This window comes from Acinetobacter sp. WCHAc060006, assembly GCF_004209135.1.
Lineage (GTDB): Bacteria > Pseudomonadota > Gammaproteobacteria > Pseudomonadales > Moraxellaceae > Acinetobacter > Acinetobacter cumulans.
Window position 1 is genome coordinate 63221 of the sequence record NZ_SGSS01000017.1, and the last position, 12012, is coordinate 75232.

Here is a 12012-nt window from a genome sequence, read left to right on the forward strand (position 1 = left end):
GAATATTATTCTGTTTTTAAAGTAAAGGAATACAAATGAAGGACAAGCCAAATGAGCCAAGCACTGAAAATATGGAAAGCACTGGAAAATAAACCCGCAGGGAAATGGACTTTTTCTAAAATGCTGTGTTTGAAAGCACCTTATTTCAGCAGTATTTCACCGCTGTTTGAACAGCTTCAGCCCAGTCTTTGCATCATCCGAATGAAGAAGCATCGTGCCGTACTCAATCATTTGGGTACAGTCCATGCCATCGCCATGTGCAATATGGCAGAACTCGCTGGTGGGACCATGACCGATGCGACAGTACCCAGCACACACCGCTGGATTCCAAAAGGCATGACGGTCGAATATCTGAAAAAAGCCAAAACCGATTTAACTGTCACTGCAACCCCAGTACAAGCAAATTTTGTCTGGACAAATAACAGTGAATATTTGGTCAATGTCGAAATTACCGATGAAGCACAACAGCCTGTATTCCGTGCTGTCATTACCATGCAGGTCTCTGCCAAAAAATAATGTCGAGTACAATGACATAAAAAAACCGCCTACTACAGGCGGTTTTTTATAAACTTTACAAAACCCACTCTCAGGCGTGTCTCAAAACGGAAATCCATATATAATTAAAATTAACTTTAAAAAAACAAAGTCTTAAATATTAAAAACATATTAATGTTAAGTTAGCTATAGTTTTCCTTATCTCTTGTATGATTAGGCTTGATCTAACTTAACAAAATCATACCATACGATAAATTCAACATTATTTATGCTCTACCAAGATTTCTTCTAATGTTTTCGCTATCATAAACAAATAATAAAAACCTTTTTCTTCAAAGTAGTACGTTTTTCATAAGGGATAATATGTCTGTTAAATCTTTTAACTTCAGAGCTAGAGCTCGTACGATCGAACACTTAGGTAAAGGTCAAATCGCAGACTGCCCAACTGCTGTAAGTGAGCTTTGGAAAAATGCTTATGATGCTTATGCAAGAGACGTAGCTTTATTTACTGTGGATACAGACTATCCTTGTGGTGCATTAATCGATAATGGCTGTGGCATGTCACCAGAGCAAATTATTGATAATTGGCTGATCGTTGGTACGGAGTCTAAGAGTAGGAAAAAAACGCTAAATGAAGAAGATCGTTTTGGTATTCCAATTCGCCAAACGCAAGGGGAAAAAGGTATTGGACGACTCTCTGCAGCATTTTTAGCAAACGTCACCTTCCTTGTCACTAAAAAGTTAAATGGCTCTTTTACTTCCCTTCTGGTGGATTGGCGATTATTTGAAAATCCATATCTTTCCTTTGAAGATATCAGTATTCCATTCCTAGAGTTCGATACGATTGATGAAATCACAATCGCATTTGATTTGTTAAAAGAAGAACTTATCAAAAATGTTAACTTTGAAGATGAAGATTCTATTAAGAAAAGAGCATGGGAACGTTTCTCTGAAGACGAGCTAGAAAATAATAAATCAGAAGACTTTATAACTACACAGAATAACGTTCTCAATTTTTGCCAGAACTCTGTGTTAGATGAAAGAGCTATCTCTCCTTGGAACGAAATTCTTAATAAAGCTTCTATAATAGATGGTGGGCAACATGGCACTGCTTTATTTTTGCTGGATTTAAGAAGGGATTTAACATTACTAACTAATCAAGAAAACTTAGGTACTCAAAACCATGAACTCATCGCAACTCAACGTGATTTAATCGATACGTTGAGAGCGTTTACAAACCCATATGTTGAAAAGGATCAAAATTTCTCTTACGAAATTTTTACGATTAAACAAAATAACTCACCAAAACCGATACTGAATGAGCAAGAGGTTTTTGGGTTTTCAGAATTCTCCTCACTTGAACATATAGTTGTTGGAGAATTTGATGAAAAAGGCTGGTTTAAAGGTAATGTAAAAGCTTTTGGTCAAGACAAGGGCGAAATATCTATTGCCCCAAATATTAGTATTAATCCTAAATCTGGTATTGGTCCTTTTAAAATTCAACTTGGATCATTTGAATATGACCCTGATTTGAGTTCATTAGACAAAGATCAAATTTCCACTTTTGCTCAGCAAGGGCTAAAATATGGTGGTCTTTTAATTTTTAGAGACAACTTACGGGTTCTCCCATATGGTCGATTAGATAACGATTTTTTTGAAATTGAAGCTCGACGTACTAATCGTGCTGGTGACTTCTATTTCTCCACTCGCCGAACATTTGGCTATGTTGGTATTACACACCAAAATAACAGAGAACTTATAGATAAATCTGGCCGGGAAGGATTTATTAGGAACTCTGCTGCCATTCAACTTAAAGAATTAGTCTCAAATCTCTTAATAGAACTCGCTTATAAATTTTTTGGTTCGAAGGCAGAGGAACGCCAAGAGTTAATTCTAATTGCTAAAAAAATTAAAGAGCTTAGAAAAGAAGCCCAAACACAGGCTCGAAAGGCGTCACAAAAAAGCTTTAAAAATGCATTGAAAAATCAATTACCAAAACTTGATGATTCTTTAGATTCGGCCAAAGCTCTTAAAAAGAATTTAGAAAATGTAGAGAAATTGAGTATTGACGAACTACAAGATATTGATCAAAAAGTCTCCAAACTTGAAATTATCCGTACAGAAATTAAAACACCAACTAAACCACCAAAGCTCGGGATTTATGAGGAAAAATATAGAGAATATCGTGATAAATATAATGAATTCTCAGCTTACGTTATTCAGCTAAAAGCTGTTGTGAATAAAATGGAGTCTGAACTAAATACGTTGGCTCCACAACAAACTGCTAAGAAATTGTTCGATAAAAATCAGGGTGTTCTCAATTCAAAATTAAATAAATACCTTTCACTTATTGAAGAAAAAATTAATCTACTCAATTCACAATGGAAAAAAGATATTAGTGAAGATAGAAGCTCATACTACCGTCAAGCAATCAACATTGTTGAAGGTGTTGAAGACTCCTCTCATTTAGAAAATGCCTTAAACAATCTAGATATTATCTATTTGGAATTAGTAGAGTCTTATACCTTTAAGTATGACGCGATTTTAAAAACATTAGAAAAAATATCCGAAGGCATTAACTTAGACTCAGCATTTTCGATAGCTGAAGAAGAACGCTCAGATATTGAAGAAAAAATGAGAACAATCAATGCGGTCGCACAGCTTGGAATTAGTGTGGAGATTTTATCTCATGAGCTTGAAGAAATAGACTCCTTAGTCACTCGTGGGCTAAACTCATTACCAAGTGAGGTCAAAGCACATCCTGGTTACCAATTAGCGTACAACTCTCATAAAGCACTCACCAGCCAAATTCGCTTTCTTTCCCCACTAAAAATTTCCGGCTATCAAAGCCGTCAGGCTATTACAGGGAAAAATATCGAAGCGCATATTAATCAATTCTATGGTGATAGATTTACAAGACAACGTATCAATTTTGAAGTCACTGAAGCTTTTAGATCTTTAAAAATTAGTGATCTTCCTTCACGCATCTACCCTGTATTCATCAATTTGATTAACAATGCTATGTATTGGGTTTCATTAGTTGAAGACAGAAAAATTAAAATTGATTTAGTTAATGATCTCGTAGTAGTCGCAAATTCAGGACCCAAAGTAGATGAAGATGACGTACAAAGACTGTTTGATCTTTTCTACACAAAACGAGCAAATGGACGTGGTGTAGGGCTGTACTTATGCCGAGAGAACCTAGCTGTAGCGCATCACAAAATTTGGTATGCCGAACAACATAATGATGACCCCTTCATATTCGAAGAGGGCGCAAACTTTATTATTAAATTTAATGCATTGGAGAAATAATTATGACTGCGGCTATTCAATATGAAGATTTAGTTCACAAAACATTTTGTAAAAATGCTATACGCTCAGTCATGTTAATTGACGATCAGTTTATTCCGTATCCTGATTTAATAGACTCATTTTCTAAAAATGAGACAATTGATCAAGAAAAAGTTATTACATCCCAAAGAGCAGCCCTATTAGAAAAATTCTTTCAAAATGAAAAAATATTATGTGATATTGATAATTCTGTAGGAAATCTAGATGTGGAACGCATCAGAAAATCGGATTTACTTATTATTGATTATCAACTTGAAGAAAGGAATCCAAGTAAAACTTTAAAAATTTTATGTGATTTGAAAAACTCTAAGCATTTTAATTTAGCTGTAGTATATACCAGTGAAAATCCTGAGACTGTTTGGAAACAAATTGCTGCCTCTTTTACTCCTATTAAAAATATTGAAGATGAAATTGAGAAAATCGAGGAATTTGACGAATTTTGGGGTGAAGAAATTTTACCTAGTATACAATCTGGTGGTATCTATAGTCTGACGGACAAAGAACTTATAGACTATATTCTGTTAGAAAAAAATAGTGGTAGACTCAAAGGAATTTTGTCTAAAAATCCTAAATTTAAAGATAAGAAAGAAGAAATTTCAAATATTATTTGCGATTATTTTCTATATAAAAATCAAATATATCAATGTTCAGAAAATAGTAAGGCTAAAATAGAAGGTGATACAGACGGTAAAACCTGGATCAAATCAGGCAATGTTTTCGTATGTATTTATCAAAAGAGTCTAGAAAATTTCGACCAAGACCCAACTAATATCTGGAATGCTTTAAGAGACTCCTTAGTTAGTTGGAAACCATCTTACTATCAATTAATACAGTCTGAAATTCAGAATCATATCGAATCTGATTCAATGGCTTTCAATAGGGCTCACGATAATGATAAACATGGTCAAGCCGCCTGGTTAAACGAGGTTCTTAAACCAGAAAATCAAACGAAAACACCTCAATTTATTAAAAATATTTACGCTGACATATCGGAAGAACTTGCTCATAAATTCCTAAATAATGAAGAATTGAGTAGTTTTATTAACTCAACCTTTAATCTTTATAAGGATAACTTCGATCCGACATCTGGTAAGGATCTTACAGAGTTCTGTTGTGAACAAATGAAGCTACCCTTCTATGCTAACAAAACAAATAAAGACATGTATCATGCCTTAAATATGCATTTATCATCAAAAGATTATAGAGAAAAACACATTAGTACTGGGACTGTTCTTTACGATCAAGTCAATGAAACATGGTATCTATGCGTATCCCCCGCTTGCGATATGGTTCCCACTCAGGAAACCGCACCTATTAACAAAAGACTTACTCCTCATAGAATGATACAAGTACTAACATTGTTCAATGTAAGCGCGGAAGAAGCTTTAGAAAATGCAACTCGTTCCAAATACATCTATGCCTACGATAATGAACAACGCTTATACTTTTCTGTAACTAATCCAGTCACTGATCTTCCTGTAAGTGACTATCTAGTAATAGTAAATTATAAAACCAAACTAGATGAGCGCTATCATGAGGCACTGACATTCAAAGCCAATGGTGAAGATATTGATAGAGTTAGAATCAGCCTTAAATTAAAATCTCAATTAAGAAGCGGATATGCTGAGAGATTTCAAAATATGGCATCACATCATGCAGGACGAATAGGTGTCGATTTTATTAAAGGATTTGAGTCACCAGTATCTGATCCACAACCATTACTATCAGATACTAAAATATCAGATCCAGTATAGAATATTAATCCTCTGATTTTGTCCCGAAATTTAAGTAGTGCTTTTGAATGGCTAAACCAAATTGTTTAGCCATTTCACACGGCACAGCATTTCCGATCTGTCTAGAAGCCTCTACTACACTACCTTTAAAGATAAAGTCTTGAGGGAATGTCTGTAACCTTGAAGCTTCTCTCACACTAATTGCACGATGCTGATTGGTATCAGGGTGTCCAAAACGTCCATTAGAATAGCTATAGCAACGTGTCGTTAAGGTCGGAGCTGGCTTATCCCAACTCATACGACCATAGACATCCATATGCCCTGAATGCGTCTTATGGCATTCATTAATCAAATGATCTGGCCAATGACGTCTATCTCCACCTTCTGGAGTATTTTGAATACGCTCTAAATTACGTTCATTTAAAGTCGGGCATCTATGCCATGGGTCATCAGGATGTACTTCACCAGCCTGAATAGCTGGAAATTCTCCGATAAAATCGCGAACTGTTTTAATCGGCTCTAAACCGTCTCCATGTGTTTTTGCTGGAATTTCTATTTTTCCAGATTTACAAGCTAATAGAACAAAACGTTTACGTTTTTGTGGAACACCATATTCTTCAGATTTTGCGATGAATTCAGTGATCTTATATTTTTTAGATTCTAAAAAAGTGATGAACCGTTTGTAAGGACCATCTTTTTCTTTATCAATTTTTTGAAGGCCAGGAACGTTTTCGACAAGAATATACTCAGGTTTTAATTTACTGATAAACCGGTGTATTTCATCTAATAATGTACGTCGAATATCATCTTCACTTTTTGATTTATTTTGTGTAGAAAATGGCTGACATGGAGCACATGCAACCAATAGGAGAGGCTCATTTTTAGGGTTTCTTTGCTTAAAAGAATTGGCTAATTCTCTTTCGTCTAGTTCACGAATGTCCACATTATAAAATTTTGCTTCTTTAAAATTTTCTTGGTAAGTTTCGGCTGCTTTCTTATCAAAATCTAAGCCTATAGTAATATCGAATCCAGCTTGACGGAGTCCTTCACTTACGCCACCACAACCAGAAAAAAAATCTATTACTTTCAAAACAACACCAAGTTAAATATTAAAAAATATGCCAAATCATAACAGAAGATATCTTTGTAAAATTATTTCGGAAGTAAATCTTTTGCTTTTAACTCTAAGGCCTCTGCCAACTCATAAAGTTTCTCTAATGTAATATTGACTTCACCTCGCTCTATACGGCCCATATAACTACGATCAATATTACAAAGCAAAGCAAGCCTTTCTTGAGATAGCTTTTTTAGTTTTCTCTGTTCCCGAACCTTCAAACCAAAAGAAACTGTAAGTTCTGACATATTTTGAATCAACCGCTCAAAAAACAGAACTATCACTATTTGAGGACTATATATCCACGGCTTATAATCCTCTTTTATTGTGAATTAGAAGAGTATTTCACTATGCAACTCCTTAGCATGCCTTTGTTCGAAGTTTTTCTCCCTCTTATCCAATCGAATTCAATTCATAACTGGACTGCAAATGACTTTTGGAAACAGATGGAATTATCTAAAAAAGAACGTCATCGCTTTAATCGTCAACGCATGTATCGAATATTACGAAAACTTGTTGAATTTGGTTTTTTAGAAAAGGAAATCAATAAACAAAATCCTAGATTTTCTTTATTTCGTGAAACATTAAAAATAAATGAAATCAGAATCTTATATAAAGAAGAATCAGATGTTTCCAAAATCAAGTTAGAGGAAGTAAAAGTCAGCTCTGAAATTATGTTTTTAGAAAAACAAGTTGAAAAATATAAAAAACTAGAACTAAGTTTTCCAAATATCTCAAACAAGATATGTGATGCGAAAACAGTTTGCTCATCACAACTTCTTGAGTTGAAAGCGTATCGCTCTGCTCTTCAGAGCGTTATCGCATCTTAGATCAATATTAAATCCGCCCAGAAAAAGGGATTTCTTTATCAAATTCTTTCAGAGTTTTTTCGGTGGTTGTGTGACTTGGTAAGACTGTTTCAGGATGAACAGGCTTATCAACATCACTCACTTGAATACCTTTTTGACGAATATGATATGCAATTTGCTGCCATCTCTTTTTCCATTTCATCTCTTTTTCTTGGAAAGAGCTGAGTTGTATCTTTAACGACTCTATTTCTGTTTTTAGTTCCTCGACAGTTTTATCCAAAACTTCCTTTGAAGTAACCTCACCTTTGGACAGTGACTGCTTGGCAACATCATAAGCTGCTTTAATTGCTGGCTTTGCTTGCATTGCTTGACGAGAAAATTTGAATCGATCTTCTAAAATACTCCAAGTTAATCTAGAACCGAAGTGACCCATTGCCCATTTATTGAGTTCCCGAATAATTCTTGCCTCATCTAGCTCTGTCATACGCTGGAATCTATTAGACATTTGAGATTTCCTCTAAATAAGCTTTTGGATCAAACTCAATTACACCGTTATCTTGCAGTTGTTCTGTTAAAACATTAATTTTTTTCTTATTGTGTAAATCCCAATCCACACTTTTCTTAATACGTGTAGATTGCATTTGCTGCTTCACTATCTCGTGTGCATGTACTGTCATAGCTAGAATGCGCTTCTGCTCATCTAAACGCTTCCTATCGTCTTTAACCCACACATAATCCTTACAGTCAGCAGAACATTGTAAATGGCGTTCACAAGGTAATTGTGAGAAATTATGGATACATAATCCAGTTCCAACATCATGCACGGCTTGAACTCGTGCTTCTAGCACAGCATCTTGTATATTGATAGGAAGATTAAAAATCTGCTCAGCCAGTATTCCTTTGGCTTCACCATTTTTTAATTGTTCTCTAATCATAAGCGCTTTCTTTTCAGGACTGGTATGTTGATAAGCTTTTGTATCTTTAGGATCTGATCGTCCAAACCATTCTGTTTGTAAAAGATCAGATAAACCACCTTCGTCCAATATGGTATTCAAAGTATGTCTAAAGTCATGTGTAGTGAATTCAGGAATATCTTCTAAACCAACATACTCTTTTACTAAATCATCTAGATATCTTAAAAATGTTGTTAGCATTGAATGAGTACATTCTACGGTCAGCCAATGAGCTATGCTCTTACCACTAGACATTGTGTAATAACGTAAAAACATTAAATCACTTAAAAAATAACTTTTTCCAAATTGATCTATATGTATCGCTCTTAAACTTTGAGGATTGAAATTGTGTCTGCAATACTGTTTCAAGCCTTGAATAGTTGTATACATTTGGCATGAATTCTCGTCTTTAGAGACAAATCCTTCTTTAAATAACCGACTACTTTTACTCAATATAGTTGGACTAACTCCTAAAATTATCAAATCACTAGAGAATAATTGCTCAGGCTGATTTTCTAAGAATCTTGCATCGATATCTTGTGATTTGAGCATTTCTAAAGCTGTATCCCTGCAGTCTCTAGTGAGATATCTAATCTCCTCAATAACCTCTCTTAACAAACTTAAAGTTTGCGAAGGAAGCCATAATTTTCTTTTAGGAGTAAAGGTATTGCCTTTAGATGTTTTTCTAGGAAAGTATTCTAGATAAGCTACACCATCCTGACTAACTTGAATTTCTTGATCTATTAATAGTGAGAGCTCTGAAAATCTTCGCCCTGTACATGCAAAGAAAGTTAATAATAGTATGTAAAAACGGTATTTATGATCTTTAGGTACATTTTGATAGAGCTGTCCAAGCACTTTAAAAACCACTGGTGCTAACACTCTTTCATTGGTACTCAAAGTATCTGGATCATCAAGTCGTTTAGTACCAATCGCATTTGCTGATTCTGGTCTTTTTTGCTTTGAATATTTGTAATTAAGGAAATTTTTACATAAGCCATTTGCATCAAGATGACCTGCAAATTCAGCAGCTAACTTATGAAAATTATAGGCTGATGATTCTGAATAATCTTTTGAAATCGCATTACAAGCATGCTCTAAATCTTCTCTGGTAATATCGTAAATAGAAGCATTACGCCGATTAAGATAATAAGCAATATAACCAATAACTGTTATAAATCCTCGTTGATTCGATAAATTTTGTTGTTTTGAATGTAGTCTTAATAAAAATAAAGCTTTTGCTAATTGCTCCCAATCTCCTCCAATTCGTCCTTCCTCTAATTTAGGTGGATAGCTGAAATTTATTATTACTGAGAGGCTATTTCTACCACTTTGCTGTAATAAGCGCCCACCAGTTATTTTCCAAACTTCTTTATCCCACTCAATACTTTCAAATCCGTCTAGCTTTAATAATTTTGCCTTAGTAATAAGATTATTAAAATTTGCTTGCCGATCGATTTGCAAGCTTGTTAAGAAAGGAATAACTTTCGATTTTCTTAAAACTTTTTCAATGCTCATACATATTCCTTTTTGCAAGCTTCTGCTACCTGAGCTACAGCAAAAATAACTTCATCCAACTGAATTCCTAAACGGGAATTTTCATATTTTTCTAAGCGCTCATTCCTGCTATTCAGGAGACTCTCCAGCACATGTTCATGGTCAGCGTGTCTATAAGGCTGAAATTTTGGACATAAGTAGCAAGAAAAGGGAGGATCTAGATGACATATAGACGATTCACCACATACTCCAATGTCTTCTATCTCATCTTCAATTTTATCCCCCTTAAAAACCAAATACTTTTCAGGGTTATCACCATTAACGGCATCTTCTGAGGAGTTAACAATGTGTCCAGAGAAATAGCTCAAATATTGAGAAAATCCTTTAGCAATTGCTTTATCAAGCTGAATAACAATTTTTCCTGCTAGCTCAAAATAGACGTGAACATGCTGAGTATCCGTATGGTCCAAAATTTTAGCTAGAGCAGCTTTACTGATTCCCTCAGCAGCCAAACCTGTTGCAAGGGTATATCTGAGTCTTCTTGCTGAGACATGCATCAAGTCTTTTGTCAGGGGAGAAATAATATTGTGCCTTCTTACAAACCCTTTAATTAAAGAGGTAATCATTGAAGAGGAAAAGTTATAAGCATTCTCATAATCGCCAGATAATATCGCTGCCTCGTTTCCATTTATATTTAAAAAAATTGGCTGAGGATTTGGGAGCTTTTTACCCTCATGATAGAGAACGGTATTCGTTTCTTTATTGGCCTTGATTAAGTCATGAATATATTCTGCGAAAGTTGGATCAAGAAATTCCTCAATGTAGTCATCCCGTGGATTAACTAGCCTCTTTTTAATGCGTGGAATTCTTAGGACGTAAACTGGATCATCTGATTCGGGGGTTAAATTAACAAGATCAGAATGTCTTAAATAAGTTAGATTCGCTGGATTTCGACCATAAGCAATTGAAAGTGCGACAGCAGCCTTTTCTTGCAAATGCACAAACTTCTGACTCTTATCTTTTTTCAAAGCCTGAATGAGTAAAGGAAGCTCTAGACTATGATTCAAAGGCCCTGAATCTGGATCTTCCATCCGTACAGCTTCGCCTTTAGGATTCCCAGGAATGGACATCGTTTCTAAGATACTGGCATAAGCTATTGAAAATCCTAATTCAGGATAATGCTCAGCTCCATACAAATACCATTGTACTGGTCTATATAACGTCCAGAGTTTATGCTCTGCTCGACCTAAATTAATCGCACTTTCAACTACGGAGATTAGAGTTTCTTCAATATCTTGAGCAGAATTTATAGCTTCTATATTGTTTCGGAAAAACTTTGTCCAAATATCCTGAAAATGCTGTAAACCTGCATGAGTAGATACTTTTTCAATCTTTTCTATGATGAAAGATTTTAATACCCATTTAAAATTTTCATTGGGAATCTTCGAAAAATCTAATTTAGAACTATAGGTATCAACTGCATAGGGTAGGTTCCATACGTCGCCTGCTGTATTCACCCGTTTTCCTTCGCGGCTAATAATGAAATCTGGAATATCCCTCCAACCATTTTCATTAACAAATAAATCATGTTGCATATTTTTAGATTCCAAAGATTTCACGTTGATATTGTCCTAAATACTTATTAGCTTCTAATTCTGTTTCTTTGAATGTATAAACATCTTGTGACGATAACGAACTATCTCCCCTCAAATAAGCTAATGCTTTTTTTCTATTGTCTTCCTCAACCCCAGCCTCTCTTAGCAAGCGCTCCATTGAAGATGAAAAAGTATGCCTTAAAGTTTTTGGACTGAAATTTTTAGGTAAAAATTTAGAGTGCTTTTCTTTCAAAATTTGAAAATATTGGGTAATTGAGGGAAGTGAAAGAGGTTTACCATCTTGATTCAGAATCAAGTAATCCCATTCAATAGAAGTTTGATTTCTTTGATCTAACTTCTCTCTCCATTTTGTAATATAGATATCTAACTCTTTCGCAAGAGCTTTATCATTGATTGACAATGTACGTCCATTTCTCTTAATTTGAGGTCTTGGCTTTCTTTTGT

9 protein-coding genes and 1 pseudogene are annotated in these 12012 nt (G+C 34.8%); 4 read left to right on the forward strand and 6 right to left on the reverse strand.

The window, feature by feature from the left end:
* The first annotated feature begins 51 nt into the window (after positions 1–51).
* The 3 genes from EXE29_RS11200 (at position 52) to EXE29_RS11210 (ending at position 5600) form a co-directional block, all read left to right on the forward strand.
* A complete protein-coding gene (locus EXE29_RS11200; RefSeq protein ID WP_120364667.1) occupies positions 52–516 on the forward strand; it encodes a hotdog fold domain-containing protein in 465 nt (154 codons plus the stop codon).
* Between the two features lie 342 nt (positions 517–858).
* Positions 859–3807 carry an ATP-binding protein gene (locus tag EXE29_RS11205; protein ID WP_120364666.1) on the forward strand — a complete coding sequence of 983 codons (2949 nt, stop codon included), beginning with the start codon at positions 859–861 and terminating at the stop codon, positions 3805–3807.
* Positions 3808–3809: 2 nt separating this feature from the next.
* Positions 3810–5600 carry a response regulator receiver domain gene (locus EXE29_RS11210; protein ID WP_120364665.1) on the forward strand — a complete coding sequence of 597 codons (1791 nt, stop codon included), beginning with the start codon at positions 3810–3812 and terminating at the stop codon, positions 5598–5600.
* A 4-nt stretch (positions 5601–5604) separates the two neighbouring features.
* Here the strand turns inward: EXE29_RS11210 and EXE29_RS11215 are convergent, their stop codons facing one another.
* Positions 5605–6669: a DNA cytosine methyltransferase gene (locus EXE29_RS11215; RefSeq protein ID WP_120364664.1), complete on the reverse strand. Its 1065-nt coding sequence runs from the start codon at positions 6667–6669 to the stop codon at positions 5605–5607.
* 62 nt (positions 6670–6731) lie between these two features.
* Positions 6732–6941, reverse strand: a complete 210-nt coding sequence (locus EXE29_RS11220; protein ID WP_120364704.1) for a helix-turn-helix domain-containing protein — start codon at positions 6939–6941, stop codon at positions 6732–6734.
* Positions 6942–7139: 198 nt separating this feature from the next.
* On the opposite strand from EXE29_RS11220, the gene EXE29_RS11225 reads away from it, so the two are divergent.
* On the forward strand, positions 7140–7523 hold the full coding sequence (locus tag EXE29_RS11225) for a hypothetical protein (RefSeq protein WP_228198783.1): 384 nt from the start codon (positions 7140–7142) through the stop codon (positions 7521–7523).
* A gap of 7 nt (positions 7524–7530) precedes the next feature.
* On the opposite strand, the gene EXE29_RS11230 is transcribed toward EXE29_RS11225, so the two are convergent.
* The 4 genes and pseudogenes from EXE29_RS11230 to EXE29_RS11245 all read right to left on the reverse strand — a co-directional run.
* On the reverse strand, positions 7531–8007 hold the full coding sequence (locus EXE29_RS11230) for a protein kinase (protein ID WP_120364662.1): 477 nt from the start codon (positions 8005–8007) through the stop codon (positions 7531–7533).
* A complete protein-coding gene (locus EXE29_RS11235; protein ID WP_120364661.1) occupies positions 8000–9973 on the reverse strand; it encodes an integrase in 1974 nt (657 codons plus the stop codon). The genes EXE29_RS11230 and EXE29_RS11235 overlap by 8 nt, the downstream gene beginning before the upstream one ends.
* Positions 9970–11571 (reverse strand): site-specific integrase, encoded by a 1602-nt coding sequence (locus EXE29_RS11240; protein WP_228198782.1) that lies wholly within the window; start codon positions 11569–11571, stop codon positions 9970–9972. Before EXE29_RS11240 ends, EXE29_RS11235 begins: the two co-directional genes overlap by 4 nt.
* Positions 11552–12012: pseudogene (locus EXE29_RS11245) on the reverse strand (tyrosine-type recombinase/integrase); the annotation flags it as partial. The pseudogene EXE29_RS11245 and the gene EXE29_RS11240, both read right to left, overlap by 20 nt.

What these genes read in the sequence shown, in the direction of transcription:
- EXE29_RS11200 (WP_120364667.1), top strand. Translation starts at nt 52, where the DNA reads ATGAGCCAAGCACTGAAAATATGGAAAGCACTGGAAAATAAACCCGCA.
- EXE29_RS11205 (WP_120364666.1), top strand. Translation starts at nt 859, where the DNA reads ATGTCTGTTAAATCTTTTAACTTCAGAGCTAGAGCTCGTACGATCGAA.
- EXE29_RS11210 (WP_120364665.1), top strand. Translation starts at nt 3,810, where the DNA reads ATGACTGCGGCTATTCAATATGAAGATTTAGTTCACAAAACATTTTGT.
- EXE29_RS11220 (WP_120364704.1), bottom strand. Translation starts at nt 6,941, where the DNA reads ATGTCAGAACTTACAGTTTCTTTTGGTTTGAAGGTTCGGGAACAGAGA.
- EXE29_RS11225 (WP_228198783.1), top strand. Translation starts at nt 7,140, where the DNA reads ATGGAATTATCTAAAAAAGAACGTCATCGCTTTAATCGTCAACGCATG.
- EXE29_RS11230 (WP_120364662.1), bottom strand. Translation starts at nt 8,007, where the DNA reads ATGTCTAATAGATTCCAGCGTATGACAGAGCTAGATGAGGCAAGAATT.
- EXE29_RS11235 (WP_120364661.1), bottom strand. Translation starts at nt 9,973, where the DNA reads ATGAGCATTGAAAAAGTTTTAAGAAAATCGAAAGTTATTCCTTTCTTA.